The following is a 17,238-nucleotide window of genomic DNA, read 5'->3' as shown; positions in this document are numbered from 1 at the left end:
ATGTCGCACACCGCCAACGCCTGCCCGTGGTCCCGTGGTTCAGCGAAGAACTGCTGCGCGAAGTCGGTGACCGCGCGGGCGAGCGCTCTGTCGCGTCCGGCCCGGCCTGCGGTCATGTCCGCAAGGGGGTCGTGAAGATGTGCCCGAGGGTCTCCGGGGCGAAGGAGTCCTCGCATGGCTCGCCCGTGTCCGGGCCGGGCAGTGTGGTGACCGGGACGACGATCCGCGTCGCGGCGTCGGCGAGCAGCTCGGGCATCCGCGGCTCAGCGCCGGCGAAGTCGCGGGCGGTGTCGACATCGTCGGTCTGGACGAGCGCGGCCCTGTGGACAGAGCCCGGCGTCGACGGGGGAGAACTCCTCCCCTTCGCACCCTGTACGGGGGTAGTGGAAGCGTGCACGATCCACCTGCTGCGCGCCCGGGCCAGTCAGCGCAGGAGGACAAGGACGGCCAGGGCGACGAGGAGTGAGTCGATTCGGTCGAGCAGGCCCCCGGAACCGGCCAGCCAGTGAGCGGAGTCCTTCGCCTGCGCTCCTCGCTTGACCATGGATTCCAGGAGGTCCCCCGCCGGGGCGCCGACCGCCACCGCGATCGCCATCGGCAGGCTCAGCGCGGACAGCGCGGCGAGCACACCGAGGGCGGCCGCGGCACCGGAGATGGTTCCGCTCCACCGCTTGGCCGGGGAGAGCGGTGACAACCGTGGCCCGCCCAGCCGTTGACCGGCGAAGTACGCGACGATGTCGCCGGCCGAGACAGCGACGAACAGGACGAGCGCGGTCGCGCCGAGCGGTACCAGGGCGGCGAGTACGCTCAGCCAGACCAGCCCGAGCAGACCGGCTACGAGCCGACGCAGACCTTGGGCGCAGTCACCGGCCAGCAGCGGGACCGCAGCGATGGCCAGCGCGCCGACCGCCACCGCCCGCACCTCTTGTCCGGGGATCAGCCAGGATGTCAGCACCACGCCGGAGACTGCCGCGGCCAGCACCGCCCTGTCCGGCCGGGACAGCCCCATCAGCCCGCCGAACTCCATTGCCGCGACCACCCCGACCACGAGCGCGAGGGCCGTCACCCCCGGACTGCCCCACCAGAACGCTCCGACGACCAGGGGCACTCCGAGGGCCCAGCAGCACCAACGGACCAGCAGTTCGCGGTGCCCGGAGAGTGCCGCGGCGATCCCGCCGAACGCCAGAGCCCCGCCGAGGAAGGGCGCGAGCGAGGCGATGCTGATCACCGGGCGCGGCCGGCGGTGACGGCGGCCTGGGGCCCGGCGGACTGCCACGAGAGCGAGCCGGGGCGCAGCGTCTCCAGCGCGGCTTCGTATGCCGCCACGATGCGCGCGTTCTCCGCCATGTCCCTGACCGCGACGCGTACGGTGCGCCCTTCGTACTGCGGCGAGAGAGGCGACAGGTCGCGCAGATAGACGTCGTGCCGGCGGCACTCTCGCACCAGGCGAGCAGCGCTCGGTCCGTCGTACGGCAGGGTGATGTTGAGGAAGTTCGCCACGCCCTCTTCGACCACGGCGGTGTCGGACACCCGGGCGAGGTCGGCGGCCAGTCGACGGCGCAGGGTGTGGGTGCGGAGCCAGCAGGAGCGGTAGTGCACCGGGTCCCGCAGGGAGGCCACGGCGGCGATCTGTGCGGGAAGGCTCACCGTCCAGGGCGGCGTCCACCGGCGCAGCAGTGCCGCGGTGGCGGGTTCGGCCACCAGGAAGGCCGCCCGCATTCCGGACAGCGCGTACATCTTGGACAGCGAGGTGCAGACCACGATCCGCGGGTCCACCGCGGCCAGTGGGGCGAGCGACTCCGCCAGGTCCACGTAGCCGAGGTAGGCCTCATCGATCCACCAGCGGGTCCCGGCCGGGGCGGCCGCGATCAGGGTGCGCAGTTCGGCGGCGGATGCGTGGCGTCCGGTCGGATTGTTCGGGTTGACCACGACCACCAGGTCATAACGACCCGCCCCGACGGCAGAGGCCAGCCGTGCGAAGTCGATCCGCCACCCCTCCTTCCGGTGCAACCGGAAGCGGTCCACCCGACATCCGATCACCCGCTCAGTGACGTGTGCGTATTCGCCGTAGCCCGGGTCCAGCAGAAGCACCCTGCTCCGCGGGGTCAGCCACCGGCCGAACGCTCTGAAGATCAGTTCCGACGAGCCGGCCCCGGCCACGAGCGTCTCCACCGGCAGTGCCCGGGCCTTCGCGAGTTCCGACAGCAGGCCCTCGGCGCCGGTGGGAGGCGAGGTCCTGGCGGACCAGGCCGGGTCTTCCATGAGCGCTGCGGCTGCCCCGGGAGCGGGCGGGAACCAGGCGTCCAGAATGTCTGCAGCGACGACCTCATGGCGCCGGTGCAGGGTGCGGAAGTCCGTTCCAATAGCGGTGAACGAGGCACCGCCATGTTCACACCCGTCCGGCCCGGGCGCCCATTCCATGTCCAACTGCCAGTCGACCTCGGAGCGGAACCGCTCCAGGACGGTGCGATACCGGGTGGTCGCCACCTGCGTCAGCCCGGCCACCTCGCCCGTCAGCACCTCGAAGGTCACCGCGCCGCTGCGGACGGTGCGCCCGACGGGCCGCAGGCCGACCGCCAGGTACATGTCGAGCAGTTCGGTGCGGCCCATCGCCACCACCGTGCGGCCTCCCCGGGAGGAGATCCAGCGCAGGGCCGCGTACATCAGAAGTGGTGCCACCGCGGTGCCGCGCCAGCGCGGTTCCACGGTGAGGACGCGTACCTCGAAGAGTCCTCCCTCGGACAACAGCGGCAGTTCATCGCGGGTCAGGTACTTGTCCAGACCGTAGCGGCCAAGCCACGGCGGGGTCAGGCTGACGAAGCCGATGCGGACCGGTCCCCGAGCCGCGACGAGGTAGACGTTGTCGCCGTCCAGTGCGTCATACAACCGTCCTTCCGGCCGCGGCGTGTGCTGACCGAGCTCTTGGGCGTACACGCGGTGTCGCAACTCGTGGATCCAGGCCAGGTCCTCCGAAGTGGCAGCTCGTATGCGCAGGTCGCGACTCATACATGTCTCTTTCGGCAAAGGGGGAGTTCCTTGGGGGTACGGAGGCCGACTGGCCCTGGCACTCTGCCCCGGAGCCGGCATCCGCCGTCTCCGCACTGGAGGTTCGCGCCATGAGCACATCTTTGGGGGTGCCCTGCGGCCGCACATGAGTACGCGTACTTGAGTACGTGAGTAGGGGCTGAGACGGGGCAAGGCCAGAGAGACGGTGAGGTTGACGGAGTCCCCCCCTGCCACGGAAGCGTACGGCGTACGCGAGTTGCATACGACGTTTCGACGTGCTGACCGGCATCGCGCCCGCGCCCCTCGAGTTGGCGCCGCCGCCCGTCGCAGCCATGCATGAGTTTGGACGGGGTGCGGAACCGGGCCCGGCTGATCCGCGCGCTGTACGGGCACCTTGAGCGTCTGCCAGGCCGCGGTGCCCGCTGATGAGGCGGCGCCTGTCTCCCCTTGAGCCGTTTCCCGGCGCCTCCCCCCGTGGGTCCGGGCGACGTATGAAGCCCCGCCGCCAACCTCCAGGACGGCATCCGCGAGCACACCGCCGCCCACGGCCCCCGACCGCAGCCCGCCCCCGGCACCCGGCACACACCGGGCCGGGCCACAGGAGGAGGCGAGTGAGCACTCGCTCGCGCCCGCGCGGCCCGCGCGAGGATGGCCGCCGCGCTCGATGAGGAGCAGGAGCCCGAGCCTGATGAGTCCCTGGGGTGGCAGCCGGTCTGGAAGCGGCTCCGGAAGCCGAAGTCGAAGGCGGAGAAGAAGCAGGAGCTGCGCAAGCAGCGGCGGCGGCTCCAGCGCGCCGGACGCCGCCGCCTCGCTGCCGGGCAGCCCCGTCCCGAGGAGCTGGGCTTCGGCTCGGGCATGACGTGCCGGCGGCGGCTGGCCGTCTGGAACGAGGCCGGCGTCTGGGACCAACTTGGTGGACGAGATCCCGGTTGTCGCCGGGCGCGTCGGCCGGCCCCGGCGAAGGCCGGACGCGCTGCTGGCTGATCGCGGCTACGACTACGACCTGTACCGCCGTCTGCTCTGGCACCGCGGTGTCCGCCCAGTCATTGCCGAACGAGGCCGGCCTCACGGCTCTGGCCTGGGCAGGCATCTTCCGTTACGTCGTCGAGCGCACGATCGCCTGGCTGCATGGCTTCCGCCGTCTCCGCATCCGCTGGGAACGGCGCGATGACATCCACGAAGCCTTCCTCAGCCTCGCTGCCTGCCTGATTACTCATCGCCACGTCCAACGGCTTTGTCAGCGACTTTTAAGCCGTGACTGAGAGCTGGGCCGGGGTATCCCGGTTCTGAAGCATGTGAAGCCGCAACCGGCTCACATCCTGGAGGTCACATTGCGTACGCAACCTCTCCGCCGCCCTCGGTGCCGTGGCACTGACAGCGGGCGCCCTGCTCGGCGCTCCTGCCGCCAACGCCCAGGCAGTCGACTATCCCGATTCCTCGTTCCGCGTCGAGGTCGGGAACACGTGGACCACCGGCAAGCTGACCTGGTACAACCGGTCGGTCCTCGTGGAGGGGACACACAAGTCGGTGAGTTCGGCCGGCCGCGCGTACTGCCGCCTCACCTGGGGACGTACCTACGACGCCGACCGCGCGCTGGTGGGCTCGAAGGGCTCCGATCCCAGTGACACGGCCTGCGGTACGACCAGAACCTTCAGCTTCGTCGTTCCGGCGGACATCGTCGGTGGAGCCCGGCTCGTGCGCATCTGTCTGGACGACGGCAATTACGAAGACCTGCTGTGCGAGCCCTATCGGCGGCCCTGACCGCTGCCGCTGGATCCCCTCGGCTCGATGCGCGCCGACGACCGAACGTGCGCACCGCGGGCGGCGTCAGCGGTTCGCGGATGAGACGGTCCACGAGCGCGGCCACATCGCCGGGCGCAGGCAGTGCGATCCGTACGCTCGTCAGGCGCGGCCGCAGCAACTTGCCGATGAGCAGGTCGTCGGCACCCACCACCGCGGTCTCGCCGGTACGTCGACTCCGGCGTCCTGAAGCGCGCGCATCAGCAGCAACGCGTACTCGTCGATATAGGCGAACACGCCGTCACCATTCTCAGAGGTCAACTGAACCGAGCCCGAATGCATCCACCTGCTCCGAACTTCTTCCACATGAGGTGCGTTAGCCGCGGTTCAGCCTCCACACACCGCGTAGGTAAAGACACGCGTTCAGGCCCATGTCCGCCGACGACGTCCGTCGATAAAGTCACCGCCTCCAACCACTGCTCTTGAGAGGCGAACGAATGGGCACCAACCCGGGCGCGGAAAGCCGTATGAGCGCATCCCTGGTGCGAGGGACGCGGGACATGCCGTTGGGGAAGGCTGGGCGGCATGGAGAGTTCATGCGGCTTCGACAGGCGGAGGTTGGCGAGCGCCCTGTCATCGCTCTCGTCTATCTGGCCGGTGTGTCGGCGGCTGTCGCGCTGGGGCGGTTCGTTTCGCTGGAGGCTGGAGTCAGGGATACCTTCGGGCTCTCGCTGACGGCGTTCGGCTGGCTGGTCTCCGGTGTCACCGTGGTCGCGGCGTGCCTGGCCGTGCCGGCAGGATTGTGGGTCGCGCGACGCGATCTGGGGAGTGTCCTGTCCCTCGGGCTGGGCGTCATGCTGGTGGGCGGGCTGCTGGAGGTCACGGCTCATGAGGCGTTTGTGCTGTACGGTGCCCGGGTGTTGGAGGGGGCGGGCTATCTAGCGGTGGTCGTCACGGGGCCGCTGATCCTGTCGTCACGGTGCAAGCCCGCGACGCAGCGCGGGGCGCTGGCCCTGTGGAGCACCTTCGTCCCGGTGGGCCTGGCACTCGCCTCGGCCATCGGGACGCTCAGTGGCACGGTGGGGTGGCGGGCGGCCGGGGCACTGACACTGGTGCCCGCTGTGGCCGCCCTGGTCGGCGCCCTGGGGTGGCTGACCGGTGTGCGGGGCCGAGCGGACGAGCAATACGTCAGTCACAGTCGGGGATTGGGACCCGTGCTCCAGCTCTCGTTGTCCTTCGCTCTCATCGCCTTGCTCGGGGTTACCGCAGTGGCCCTGCTGCCGACCCTCGCCACGGACCGGGGCATGCGCTCGACGGTGGGCGGCGTCACCGCCGCCGTCGTGTCACTGGCCGCAGTGCCCGGCGGGCTGCTGGCGGGGCTGTTGCTGGCCCGAGGTATCGGGCCGCGTCCGCTCGTCATTGCCGTACTCGCCATGCCGTGTGCCGCGGCGGTGATGTACCAGGTCATGTCCTGGGCCGTCATCGCCCTCGGTGCCGCCCTGATGCAGTTCGCGGGTGGGCTGGTCCTCGCCGTACTGTACGCGAGTACCCCGTCCGTCGCCCGCTCGCCGCTTGAACTCGGGCGCGGTTACGGCCTGTTGAACCAGGCGGGCAGCGTCGGCACGCTGCTTGGCCCGCCCGCCCTCGGCTTCGCCGTCACCCACGCCGGCTGGACTTCGGCAACCGTCCTGGTCACCGCGGTTACCTTGGCCAGCCTGGCGCTCTGCCTGGCGGCGACCAGGCGTCCGGGACCGTCGGCACCGTGAACCCGGACTGATAGGCGAAGGCGACGAGTTGGGCGCGGTCGCGCAGGGCGAGCTTCTCGCGCAGGTGGTAGACGTGCGAGCGTACGGTCGCCTCCTGCAGCGTCAGCTTCGCGGCGATGTCCGCGTCCGACAGACCGGCCGCCACCAGCAGCAGGATCTCGCGCTCGCGCGGGGTGAGGGACTGCAGGCCATGCTGGGCCACGGCGACGGGCTGGGCGTTGCGCCAGTAGAGCCAGTCGATCAGGCGCCGGATGACCGGTCCGCTAGCCGCTGCTTCACTTGCGGCCAGGGCGCGCACCGCGCGGATCATCTCCTCGGACGGGGTGTCCTTGAGTAGATAACCGTACGCTCCCGCTTCCAGCGCATTCATCACGCTCGTGTCGTCGGCTTGTGCGGTGAACACGAGGACCTGGGGGCGCGGCGCCGGCCACGACGGGCTCGTCACCTCGGCAGCGACCTCCAGGCCCGAGCGCCGGGCCAGGCGGAGGTCGGTGATCAGCACGTGGGGCGAGTGCTCCCGTGCCATGGCGAGTGCCTCCGTGCCGTCTCCGGTGGTGGCGACGACGCCGATGTCCGGCTCACGGGTCAGCGCACCGGCCAGCCCGTCCAACACCACGGGCAGTTCGTCGCAGATCAGCACGCGGATACTCACTCCTCAACAGTACCGACACGTGAAGTTCTGCGAGGCGCGACGATCAGCCGACGCGGTCCCGCAGTCGTCCGGGTTGCCGGACAGTGGCCGGCCCACTTCGTCGCGTTCGACGTGCTGCGCCTGGTGGTCACTGACACCGCGGCATGACCGTACCGTCGGCGGTGGGCGGCATTTGAGGAACTGTTCCGCGAGCACCGGCTGAGCTTGTTCTATGCCTTCGGGCGTCGAAAGGCGACTCGTACTGCGTCGCTCACCTGGACATTCGCCGGACGTGAGGGTGACCTCCGCTTGATCCTGTGCTCCGTCACAGAGGTACGGGATCAACCGAAGGCCGTTGTCATGAGTGTGGTGTGCCGGGATGTCCGGCGGGAAGCGTTCGCGCAAGCGTCACGCTTCCGGAGCGAGTTCTACGCGTGCCTGTCCGCCCGGCGGGATGAGCTGTTCGAGCTCACCGATGAGGTTCTGTGCGTGGACGGCACGGAGCATTGTACGGAGCCCTCAACTGCGGCCGGATCGATATCGAGCGGCTGCGGTCCCTGCTGGCCGGGCTGCCGCTGCCCCGGTTCGAGGGCGGGCGCCTGGTGCTGGCGGTCGATGTGTCGCCGTGGCTGCGGTCGGACGCGCCGTGCTCGGCGGACAGGCTGTTCTGCCATGTCTACGGGCGGGCGAAGTCTGCGTCGCAGTTCATTCCGGGCTGGCCGTACTCCTTGGTCGGCGTCCTGGAACCCGGGGCACGTCGTGGACCGGAATCCTGGACGTGATCCGGCTCGGTCCCCAGGACGACGCGACCGCTGTCACCGCTGCCCAGCTGAGGGCCGTGGTCGAGCGGCTCGTTGCGGCCGGTCAATGGCAGTCAGGCGACCCGGACATCACGATCGTCATGGACGCCGGCTATGACGTCACCCTCCTGGCCTGGGTACTGCGAAACCTTCCCGTCGAGCTGGTCGGCCGGATCCGATCCGACCGGGTGATGCGCCTGCCGAAGCCACCTCGCGTCTACGACCCAAAGGGCGGACGCCCGCCCAAACACGGGCCAGAGTTCCGCTTCGCCAAGCCCGAGACCTGGCCCCAATCGGCGATCACCACAGTCACCGACAGCGTGAACTACGGCAAGGCGGAAGCCCAGGCATGGGAGCGGGTCCACCCGAGACTGACCCACCGCTCGGCCTGGCTGGAGCACGACGGCGAACTCCCCCTCGTGGAGGGCACTCTGGTCCGCCTCAAAGTCGAGCATCTCTGAAACGACCGGGAAGCCCCGCCGGTCTGGTTGTGGTCCTCGAAGACCGGCGCCACCCCGGCAGACGTGGATCTCTGGTGGCAGGTGTTCCTCAGGAGATTCGACCTGGAACACACCTTCCGGTTCGGAAAGCAGACGCTGGGCTGGACCACCCCGAAGGTCCGTACGCCCGAGGCGGCGGACCGCTGGACCTGGCTCCTGGTCGTCGCCCACACCCAGCTCCGCCTCGCCCGGCCGCTGGCCAGCGATCTCCGTCGGCCCTGGGAGAAGCCGACCAAGCCCGAATACCTCACCCCGGCCCGAGTCCGCCGGGGGTTCAGAAACATCCGCACCCACCTGCTCTGCCCGGCCCGTGTTCCTCAACTCACCGGGACCGGGCCCGGACGGCCCCTCGGCTCGAAGAACCGGCGGCCCGCCACCCGCTTCGACGTCGGCAAAACCGTCAAACGCCCCGAGACCCTCAAGGCCATCGGCCGACCCGGTAGATCCTGGTAAAGGAACAAGCTTAGATCATGTGCCTGAAGCTTGTGGGGTAGTGAGCTGAGCGAGCGGAGTATCGGTATGGCGTTAGTGCATCGTGAGCAGTTCCCGGTCCGGATCGAGCGGTTCCTGTTGTGGTTGCAGGAGGCCGACGAGGACGTGATCGACGACTGGCCCGAAGGCGCGGACGGGTTGGTGTCGGCGCAGCACGGGCGGGTCGACATCAAGTCGGGAGGCCATACGCACACGGCCGCGTTCACTGTCGAGGTCTGGGACTCACCACCGGAGCCGGATCGCACCGCCTCCTGGGAAGCGACAGGGGAGACAGAACTGGACTCCGCGACAGGCCGGCTTCAGTTCCACACGGCTGGCGGGCCGGACGAGAACGGAATCGACCTCGGCGTCGCAAATCAGCGATGGCGGCTGCGCGCTCACGTGGTGGGGCGGGGAGAGGTCGCGGCCCTCGCTGAGCAGGGCGTGCCCGATGGGGTGGAACGATTCCTGCTGCAGTTCCGGCCGACGTGACTGTTCCTGTGGGCGGGGGCGCCCGCCCACAGGACGTGCAGGTCAGGACAACCTGATCAGGAAACCGTCGTCGGCGCCGTCGATGATGCGGTCTTGGACTAAAAACCGCTCATGATCCTGCCACCGACTTCGTTGTCGTCCACCGGCGGCTGGAAAACATCCACTTCGTCAGGCGACATGATCTGACGAATGCGCAGTGGGCGAAGCTGGTGCCGCTGCTCCCGGTCGGGAAGCGGCGATTTCCTCGGGGATCGAGGGATCGGCTGCCCGCCATTTCCAGCCCTGGCCTGGATGACTACGAAGTGTCCGTCGGGAGTTTTCTCCGGTGACTGGTGTACTTGCACGCGGACGATTTGGCCGCTTGTGTCCCTCTCGCGCCGCGCACCCGATGGCCCGTCATGCGCGCCCTCGGTCTGTCGCCATGGTTGCCGCCGAGCGAATCGGTGAAGATCCGCTTGGACAACACGCCACAGGTACCGCTGAAGGGACCGGCGCGTCGGCGGCCGCGCCGGTCCGGTGGGGTTACCGGGTCCGTCAGGTGCGGTACGCGAAGTAACGCGCGTTGGGGTAGGACGCGATGACGCTCGCCAGCGACCTCCGGTAGGTGTCGGTCGAGTGGTACGTCAGATACGGCATGCCCCGCCTGTCGCGGTACGTCACCATCATGGAGTGGTCCTTGGACCCGTTCTTGTCGAAGTCCATCTGCAGCACGTCACCGACGTCCAGCTTGTAGACGCTCGACAGGTTGGGGGCCCGACGGTTGGACAGCGTGAACCACGCCCACTCGTTCACGCCGACCCAGGAGGTGCTCTGGTTCGCGCCGTCGTACCACCAGTTCCGGTAGTCGTAGGCGGAGCCCGGGGCGGACTTCCAGCCGCCCGCCTTCAGCGCCTGGCTGACGAAGTTGGTGCAGTCGCCGCCGGCTCCGTTGAACTTCCGGTACGCCGGGTTGTAGCTGCCCCAGTACCTCTCCGTGTACCGCGCCATGGCGGCGTAGTCGTAGGCACCGGCCGTCTTGCCCGAGGGCATCTGCGTGGTGGGGTACGCGGTGGACGCCGGAGTGCCGTCGGGGTACTGGTTCCCGTCGTCATCAATGGTGTTCACCCGGGCCACCGACGGCTCGGCGACCGCGACGGGGCCGTTGTCCCGCGAGCTGATCGTGGTCAGCTTCCAGCCGCCGTCCTTCGAGCCGGCGAGCTTCAGCTCCTGCCGCGTCGAGAACGCGGTGGTGTCCGGTTCGTCCCCGCGCACCTTCTTGTACGTGAGAGTGGACGACGAGGTGACCTGGACGGTCGCCGTCGTGCCGGTGATGGTGGCGCGGTCCACGACGACGCGGGTGTCCGCCTTCGTGTACGCCTCGCCGAGTTTCGCCAGGCGCGCCTTGCGTGCGTGCAGCGACCGCAGCGCGGCGTCCTCGTCCTTCTTCAGCCGGCCCGACATGCGCGTCGTGGCAGCGCCGGAGCCGGTGCCCCCGCGTCCCGCGCGATCCTCCACCAGGGCCTCGGTGCGCCGGGAAAGGACGTCGTCGGCGATGCGGGCGAAGGCGGCGACCGTCTCGCGGTCGGCCTTGCGGGGCGCGCTGTCGGCGGCGTCCGCGTGCGCGGGGGACGCGAGCAGGGAACCGGACGCCACGGCCGCGGTCACACTCGCGATGACGGCGGGTCTGTATCTCTTGGGTATCACTCTGTTTCCTCTTTTGTCGCCTGATCACCCAGACTGGGGCACGGAATCTTCGCACAACTCCGCGCCATCGCTGTGCTGTTCGTTCTCCGGGGGCCCGGAGGCCGCCGGACCGGGACGCCAGGACCCCGGCGGCCGTGCCCCACGTACCTCTAGACGAGTCATTCCGAATGCTGACGGTGTGTTCGGGAACACAGACAGGGCGTCCAAGATCGTTGTGTGACGAACAACCTGGATGCCCTGCTGACCGCACTGTACGTGAAGATCGACGACGAGATCGGTGGGGTCCGATGGCTTGGCCGACCGCCGCAGCTGACGGATTCCGAGCTGGTCGCCGTTGCCGTGGCGCAGGCTCTGATGGGCTTCACCTGTGCGGCCGCTCGCGCCCGACGGTGAAGCGGTCGAACATGGCCGGCTGAGCCGGATACGGGTACCGCGCCTTGCTCTCCCGGTTCTTCTGGGGCCTGCGCCTGTTCGTGGTACGCACCCCGACCGGGATGTCCATCCTGTGGGCACTGGCGAACCCGAAGAAGGCCAGCTCGACCTCGAACAGCACGGCGGCCGGACCTTCGAAGCTGTCGCCGTCCGCGTCGCCCGACGCATCCTCGCAATTGGCCAGGAGCCGGACCAGGTGACGCATTTCGTCTTGCCCGTCGAGAGCCAGTTCGCGCAGTTCCTCGTGCAGGTCGCCAAGATCGGGCGGGCCGGTGGCTGAGGTCCCGCCGGTCTTCTTGGCGCGTTCGCGCTTGCGGTACTCGGCCTGTCGGCAGGCATGGCCGCAGAAGCGGGGTCCTTGGGTGAGTCCCGGGAAGGTGTGCCGCACCGGGGAAATGAGCGGTGGCGGGAAATTACGTCACACCGGCGATGGGATCCGACCGTTTCGTCGGGAACCGATATGGCGGAGAGTGCCGGAGGCGGTATGGGTGCCGCCCCCGGCACTCCGGTCAGGATGTGCGGAGCCTGTGGGTGACGAAATTCCACGCCAGGCGGCCCAGGGGAGCCAGCGCGGCGGCGCCTGCGGAGGGAACCCATTGCTTCCAGTCCGTCGCGGCAGGCAATGAGATCATCACGATAGGAACTGCTGGAACGGCCACGTACTCGATGTGAACTACACGCCCCGCTTGAGTCGCCGGGTGGCTCGCGCCGACGGCGCTCGCTCAGGCCGAGGTTTCCGCGAAGGCGCCCGCGTCGGACAGATCCGCCTCGGTGTAGATCGTCTTTCCGCGGTCGGGGGACAGGTCGATAGCGGTGAGCACGGAGGAGAGCACGACATTGGGCAGCACGTGACGCAGCATCACCCGGACCCGCTGGTTCAGATCCGCGTAGTTGCTGACGGCCTGCGACATGGCCTGGATGCCGGCGTAGGCGCCGACCAGGAGCTCGGAGGTCTCCGACGGCACGACGTGGGGCAGCAGTTCGCCCTGCAGCTTGGCCTGCTCCAGGAGGTCGGTGATCACCGTGACCCACTCCTGGAAGGGGCCGGCCCGGTTGAGGTCGGCGGCCTGCTGGTCGAGGGTGAGCCGCACGCCGGCGCGGACCATGGGGTCGGTCTGCAGCCGGTAGGTGTGCAGGACGACGACGTCGACGACTTCCTGGATCTTGCAGTTCCGGGAGGGGACGACCACTTGCCGGCCCTGTTCGGCCATGACGCCCTGGGCCAGGTCCTCCTTGGACTGGAAGTGAAAATAGAGCGCGCCCTTGGTCACACCGGCTGTGTCGAGAATGTCCGTGATCGTCGCTGCCTGGTATCCGCACTGCTCGAACACCGAAGCAGCCGCCATCAAGATCGTCCGACGAGTGCGGATCGCGCGGTCCTGTTTCGCCATGTGCCCACCTCCTCCACGTCCATGAGCGTTGCGCTGCCCACCCAAACAAACCGTCGAGTTTGTATCTTACCGTTTCGGGGGCCTTCATGCGTAGACCAGGCCACGCCTACCCGCCACACCACGTGGAGATCCGGTGATATCGGTCGCGCTGGGGCGGCGGCCGGACCGGTTCACCGGGAGACGCGCCGGCGTCGAGGTGGCCCAGGGGGACTACGCGGAACGCTCGGGCCGCCTACTTGGGGTCCCGGTTGAACTGCGCCAGGGACCAGCGGTAGCCGAGGACCGTGAGGCCGACGCCCCAGGCGAGGGCGAGCCAGCCGTTGTGGCCGATCTCGGTGCCGAGGAGGAGGCCGCGGAGGGTCTCGATGGAGGGGGTGAAGGGCTGGTACTCGGCGATGGGCTGGAACCAGCCCGGCATGGCGCCGACGGGGACGAAGGCGCTGGAGATCAGCGGCAGCAGGATCAGCGGCATGGCGTTGTTGCTGGCCGCCTCGGCGTTCGGGCTGCCCATGCCCATCCCTACGGCGATCCAGGTGAACGCCAGGGCGACCAGGGCGAGGAGCCCGATGGCCGCGAGCCACTCCAGGGCGGTGGCGTCCGTGGAGCGGAAGCCGATGGCCACGCCGACGGCGCCGACGAGGACGACGCTGATGAGGGCCTGCAACACGCTGCCGACGACGTGCCCGAAGAGGACGGAGCTGCGGTGGATGGCCATGGTGCGGAAGCGGGCGATGATCCCCTCGGTCATGTCGTTGGAGACGGAGACGGCCGTGCCGATCGTGGTGGAGCCGATGGTCATCAGGAGCAGGCCGGGGACGATGTAGGCGAGGTAGGCGGAGCGGTCCCCGCCGCCGATGCCCGCGCTCATGGTGTCTCCGAAGATGTATACGAAGAGCAGGAGCAGCATGATCGGGGTCATGAGCAGGTTCAGCGTGAGGGAGGGGTAGCGCCGGGCGTGCAGGAGGTTGCGGCGCAGCATGGTGGAGGAGTCGCGCACGGCGAGGGAGAGGTAGCTCATCGGACGGTCTCCTTGGACTGAGCGGACTGAGCGGACTGAGCGGACTGAGCGGGCTGGTCGGGGGTGGTGGCGTCGCCGGTGAGGGCGAAGAACACGTCGTCCAGGTCGGGGGTGTGGACGGTGAGTTCGTCGGCCTCGATGCCGGCGATGTCCAACTGGTCCAGGAGGCCGCGCAGTTCGCGCTGACTGCCGTCGCTGGGAATCTGCAGCGAGAGCGCTTCGTCGTCGTTGGCGGCATCGCTCAGGGTGAGGGCCGCGCGGTAATAGGCGGTGGGGTCGGTGAAGCGGAGGCGCACGTGTCCGCCGGGGATGAGTCGTTTGAGTTCTCCGGCGCTTCCCTCGGCGGCGATTTTGCCGTTGTTGAGGACGGCGATGCGGTCGGCGAGTTCGTCGGCTTCTTCGAGGTATTGGGTGGTGAGGAAGACGGTGACGCCGTCGTTGACGAGTTCGCGGATGATGCCCCACATGTTGTGGCGGGAGCGGGGGTCGAGGCCGGTGGTGGGTTCGTCGAGGAAGATGATCCGCGGGTTGCCGACCAGGGTCATGGCGATGTCGAGGCGGCGTTTCATGCCGCCGGAGTAGCTGGCGGCGGGTTTCTTGGCGGCTTCGACGAGGTCGAAGCGTTCGAGGAGTTGGGCGCTGACGCGGCGTCCTTCGGGCTTGGGGAGGTGGTGGAGGTCGGCCATGAGGAGCATGTTCTCCTCGCCGGTGATCAGGCCGTCGACGGCGGAGAACTGTCCGGTGACGCCGATCGTGGAGCGTACGGCCTGGGGGTGGGTGGCGAGGTCGTGGCCGCCGATGTGGATGGCGCCGGAGCCTGCGCCGGGGGAGATGAGGGTGGAGAGGATCTTCACGGCGGTGGTCTTGCCCGCACCGTTGGGACCCAGCAGGGAGAAGATCGTGCCCTCGGGGACGGCGAGGTCGATGCCGTCGAGGACGACCTCGTCGCCGTAGGACTTGCGCAGCCCGTGCGCGGTGATGGCCGGATCGGTCATGAGAGGGAGCTCCTTCGGTGGCTTCGGGTGGTCACAGGCTGCTGGCGGTGATGTCGCCGTAGGCGGTGGAGGCGTGGATGTGCAGAGCGGCACTGGCACCCTCGGCGTTGTGCAGCGAGTTGCGCACCCGGCCGTAGTGGGTGCCGGCGTCCAGCGAGGCGGAGACGCCGCGGGCAGCGCCGACGGAGACGTCACCGTGCTCGGTGCGCAGCGTGACCTTGCCGCGCACGGCCTCGGTGACCGTGAGGCTGCCCTTGAGGGTGCTGATCTCGCCGTCACCTCTCAGGCGGCCGACCGAGACGTCACCGGCGGTGAGGGCCAGGCGGACGTCCTGGGCCTCGTCGAGCTTGACCGTGCCCCGCGCGGCCTCGAAGGCGACGTCGCCGAGCTGTCCCACGCCCCGGAAGTCGGCGGCGGCCGCCTTCGCCTCGACGCGGGAGCCCGCGGGCAGTTGGAGGGTCACCTCGATGGATCCGGTGGTGCCGAGGATCTGCTTCTTCGCCGATGGCCCGTCGATCCGCAGGACGCCGTCGTCGCCGTACTCGACCGTGGTCTGTTCGGCCGCCTTCACGTCGCGGCTATTCGAGGCGTCCGCGGGCCGGACCTCCACCGTCGCGTCGTCGCGGTCGGCGGTGATGACCTGGATGCGTCCCGCGGGGATGTCGAGAACGGCGGAGGCCGGGGCGGGGACGGCGAACTTCTGCATGGTGTGCTCCTTCGTCTGTGTCGCGTGGTCCGTTCGGCACCCCGCGCTTTCTGTTGATGAAAACGCTACGTTGCATTCACTGTTCCGGCAAGCAGATCGTTGCGCAGAAACAGCATTAGTGCAGGCAGTTACCTTGGAATCGTTGCAATGATTTCGAGGTTAATGCAACAACACTCCGCCATGTCGTTGCAATGAGTTGGAGGTGAGCGCTATGCTGAGGGGTATCTGGAGCCCACGAGAGGGCCTCTTGCGCCCACGAAGGAGAGATCGCGATGCCGGGAGGCAGACTCACCCAGCAGGAACGCCAGCAGATCGCGCTGGGACTGGCCGACGGCCTCGCCTACGCGGAGATCGCCCGAGGCCTGGACCGCCCGACCTCGACGATCACGCGGGAAGTGATGCGCAACGGCGGCCCCACCGGCTACCGCGCCGACCTCGCCCACCGCGCCACCGAACACCGTGCCCACCGCCGCAGGCAGGTGGCGCCCAAGGGGGTGGCCTCGCCGCAGCCCCACGGGCGCGACCTCGAAGCTGTGCGCGACTTCGAGGAGGTGTTCACCACCGTCATGATGGCCTCGGGCATGCCCAAGATGATGGCCAGGGTGCTGACCTGCCTCACCCTCACCGACTCGGGCAGCCTCACCGCCTCCGAGCTCGTCCAGCGTCTCCAGGTCAGCCCGGCGTCCGTCTCCAAGGCGATCACGTTCCTCGACGAACAGGGCTTCGTCCGCCGGCAGCGCGACGATCGCCGCCGCGAACGCTATGTCGTCGACGACGACATCTGGTACCACTCGATGATGGTCAGCGTCCGGTCCATGTCCCAGGTCGTCGCGACCGCCCGGCAGGGCATCTCCGTCCTCGGCCCCGACACCCCGGCCGCCGTCCGTCTGGAGAATGTCGCCCGCTTCCTCGACTTCGTCTCGGAGAGCATCGCCCGCGCCGCGGACCAGGCCCGCGACATCCTCCACGTGAAGCCACAGCCCGATAAGGCAGAGGGGGTGAAGAGGGCGGAGAGGGCAGAGAGCGCCACAACCGGTCACTGAAAAACAGACGGACGGTTTTCTTCAAGTCATTCTCCTGGCGGGGCGGCCGGGCTGGACGGGGGCGGCAGTCCGCCGGTGTGCGACCGGCCACCGGTGTGCGACCGGCGCGCGACCGGGGTTCTCGGGGGCGGGTGCTGGGCGATGGTTTTACGGGCACGACCGGGACGTGGCGAGGACGAACGGGATATCGTTCGCCGGTCGTCGCGGGCACGGAAGGCTCCGCGTGATGCAGTGACGCGGGCCCGGATGATTGAGCTGAGCTGGTCGGGGCTGAGGGTGCCGGCGACCCGGAGCAGGTTCCGCGCGGATGGCTGATGAGGTCCGCGGCCTTTGTGCTGTCGTCGTAGGTGGCAGGCATGAGCAGCTCGCTGCCGCTGGAGAGCACCCGTACTCCCGGGCAGACCCGCCAGGACGCCCCGGGAGCCGGGCTCCGCCATCACGTACAGCGTGCCGCGCAGGTGGTCGACCAGGACGAGGGCCCCGTGCCGCGGGTCGGCGCCCGCGGCCGCGCCCGACCAGCAATAACCCCCCCAAGCTGTAGTATGCAAACGCGGCCCACTCCTA

Annotated in this window: 15 protein-coding genes and 4 pseudogenes; 9 read left to right on the top strand and 10 right to left on the bottom strand. The window is 68.9% G+C overall.

Features of this window, described 5'->3' with window-relative positions; translation table 11 throughout:
* Positions 1–112: 112 nt before the first annotated feature.
* Genes ACWDZ7_RS38275 through ACWDZ7_RS38265 form a run of 3 tightly spaced genes read right to left on the bottom strand, consistent with a single transcriptional unit; the run spans position 113 to position 3,006 of the window.
* Positions 113–397: a hypothetical protein gene (locus ACWDZ7_RS38275; protein ID WP_451803370.1), complete on the bottom strand. Its 285-nt coding sequence runs from the start codon at positions 395–397 to the stop codon at positions 113–115.
* A 27-nt stretch (positions 398–424) separates the two neighbouring features.
* Complete coding sequence (locus tag ACWDZ7_RS38270) at positions 425–1,219, bottom strand: phosphatidate cytidylyltransferase (RefSeq protein WP_451803392.1); 795 nt, start codon at positions 1,217–1,219, stop codon at positions 425–427.
* 5 nt (positions 1,220–1,224) lie between these two features.
* The gene (locus tag ACWDZ7_RS38265) at positions 1,225–3,006 is read right to left on the bottom strand and encodes an aminotransferase class I/II-fold pyridoxal phosphate-dependent enzyme (protein WP_451803369.1); all 1,782 of its coding nucleotides are present in this window, start codon (positions 3,004–3,006) and stop codon (positions 1,225–1,227) included.
* A 648-nt stretch (positions 3,007–3,654) separates the two neighbouring features.
* Between ACWDZ7_RS38265 and ACWDZ7_RS38260 the strand changes: the two genes are divergently transcribed.
* The 3 genes and pseudogenes from ACWDZ7_RS38260 to ACWDZ7_RS38250 all read left to right on the top strand — a co-directional run bounded on the left by ACWDZ7_RS38260 (position 3,655) and on the right by ACWDZ7_RS38250 (position 4,767).
* Positions 3,655–3,990 (top strand): hypothetical protein, encoded by a 336-nt coding sequence (locus tag ACWDZ7_RS38260; RefSeq protein ID WP_451803368.1) that lies wholly within the window; start codon positions 3,655–3,657, stop codon positions 3,988–3,990.
* Positions 3,917–4,268, top strand: a pseudogene (locus tag ACWDZ7_RS38255) (IS5/IS1182 family transposase); the annotation flags it as partial. The gene ACWDZ7_RS38260 and the pseudogene ACWDZ7_RS38255, both read left to right, overlap by 74 nt.
* 103 nt (positions 4,269–4,371) lie before the next feature.
* Positions 4,372–4,767, top strand: coding sequence for a hypothetical protein (locus ACWDZ7_RS38250; RefSeq protein ID WP_451803394.1), 396 nt, complete (start codon positions 4,372–4,374; stop codon positions 4,765–4,767).
* A 58-nt stretch (positions 4,768–4,825) separates the two neighbouring features.
* On the opposite strand, the pseudogene ACWDZ7_RS38245 reads toward ACWDZ7_RS38250, so the two are convergent.
* Positions 4,826–5,049: pseudogene (locus tag ACWDZ7_RS38245) on the bottom strand (substrate-binding domain-containing protein); the annotation flags it as partial.
* A 224-nt stretch (positions 5,050–5,273) separates the two neighbouring features.
* Here ACWDZ7_RS38245 and ACWDZ7_RS38240 point away from each other — a divergent pair.
* Complete coding sequence (locus tag ACWDZ7_RS38240) at positions 5,274–6,512, top strand: MFS transporter (RefSeq protein WP_451803367.1); 1,239 nt, start codon at positions 5,274–5,276, stop codon at positions 6,510–6,512.
* Here ACWDZ7_RS38240 and ACWDZ7_RS38235 read toward each other — a convergent pair.
* On the bottom strand, positions 6,448–7,164 hold the full coding sequence (locus tag ACWDZ7_RS38235) for a response regulator (RefSeq protein WP_451803366.1): 717 nt from the start codon (positions 7,162–7,164) through the stop codon (positions 6,448–6,450). The genes ACWDZ7_RS38240 and ACWDZ7_RS38235 overlap by 65 nt on opposite strands.
* Positions 7,165–7,628: 464 nt before the next feature.
* Between ACWDZ7_RS38235 and ACWDZ7_RS38230 the strand changes: the two are divergent.
* From ACWDZ7_RS38230 to ACWDZ7_RS38220, 3 genes and pseudogenes are all read left to right on the top strand, one after another.
* Positions 7,629–8,404, top strand: a pseudogene (locus tag ACWDZ7_RS38230) (transposase).
* 63 nt (positions 8,405–8,467) lie between these two features.
* Positions 8,468–8,896: a hypothetical protein gene (locus tag ACWDZ7_RS38225; RefSeq protein WP_451803365.1), complete on the top strand. Its 429-nt coding sequence runs from the start codon at positions 8,468–8,470 to the stop codon at positions 8,894–8,896.
* 75 nt (positions 8,897–8,971) lie between these two features.
* The gene (locus ACWDZ7_RS38220) at positions 8,972–9,406 is read left to right on the top strand and encodes a hypothetical protein (protein WP_451803364.1); all 435 of its coding nucleotides are present in this window, start codon (positions 8,972–8,974) and stop codon (positions 9,404–9,406) included.
* A 534-nt stretch (positions 9,407–9,940) separates the two neighbouring features.
* Here ACWDZ7_RS38220 and ACWDZ7_RS38215 read toward each other — a convergent pair.
* Positions 9,941–11,089 carry an amidase domain-containing protein gene (locus ACWDZ7_RS38215; protein WP_451803363.1) on the bottom strand — a complete coding sequence of 383 codons (1,149 nt, stop codon included), beginning with the start codon at positions 11,087–11,089 and terminating at the stop codon, positions 9,941–9,943.
* 216 nt (positions 11,090–11,305) lie between these two features.
* On the opposite strand from ACWDZ7_RS38215, the pseudogene ACWDZ7_RS38210 reads away from it, so the two are divergent.
* Positions 11,306–11,616 (top strand): annotated as a pseudogene (locus tag ACWDZ7_RS38210) (IS982 family transposase); the annotation flags it as partial.
* A gap of 627 nt (positions 11,617–12,243) precedes the next feature.
* On the opposite strand, the gene ACWDZ7_RS38205 reads toward ACWDZ7_RS38210, so the two are convergent.
* From ACWDZ7_RS38205 to ACWDZ7_RS38190, 4 genes are all read right to left on the bottom strand, one after another.
* Positions 12,244–12,912, bottom strand: a complete 669-nt coding sequence (locus tag ACWDZ7_RS38205; protein ID WP_451803362.1) for a ScbR family autoregulator-binding transcription factor — start codon at positions 12,910–12,912, stop codon at positions 12,244–12,246.
* A gap of 232 nt (positions 12,913–13,144) precedes the next feature.
* A complete protein-coding gene (locus tag ACWDZ7_RS38200; RefSeq protein ID WP_451803361.1) occupies positions 13,145–13,930 on the bottom strand; it encodes an ABC transporter permease in 786 nt (261 codons plus the stop codon).
* Positions 13,927–14,925 (bottom strand): ATP-binding cassette domain-containing protein, encoded by a 999-nt coding sequence (locus tag ACWDZ7_RS38195; protein ID WP_451803360.1) that lies wholly within the window; start codon positions 14,923–14,925, stop codon positions 13,927–13,929. The genes ACWDZ7_RS38200 and ACWDZ7_RS38195 overlap by 4 nt, the downstream gene beginning before the upstream one ends.
* 31 nt (positions 14,926–14,956) lie before the next feature.
* Positions 14,957–15,631 carry a DUF4097 family beta strand repeat-containing protein gene (locus tag ACWDZ7_RS38190; protein WP_451803359.1) on the bottom strand — a complete coding sequence of 225 codons (675 nt, stop codon included), beginning with the start codon at positions 15,629–15,631 and terminating at the stop codon, positions 14,957–14,959.
* Positions 15,632–15,903: 272 nt separating this feature from the next.
* Here ACWDZ7_RS38190 and ACWDZ7_RS38185 point away from each other — a divergent pair, with 272 nt between their 5' ends.
* Positions 15,904–16,674, top strand: coding sequence for a helix-turn-helix domain-containing protein (locus ACWDZ7_RS38185; RefSeq protein WP_451803358.1), 771 nt, complete (start codon positions 15,904–15,906; stop codon positions 16,672–16,674).
* Positions 16,675–17,238: the final 564 nt, after the last annotated feature.

It is taken from the genome of Streptomyces sp. NPDC003032, assembly GCF_053591415.1.
This window is presented reverse-complemented; position numbering and strand designations above follow the sequence as displayed.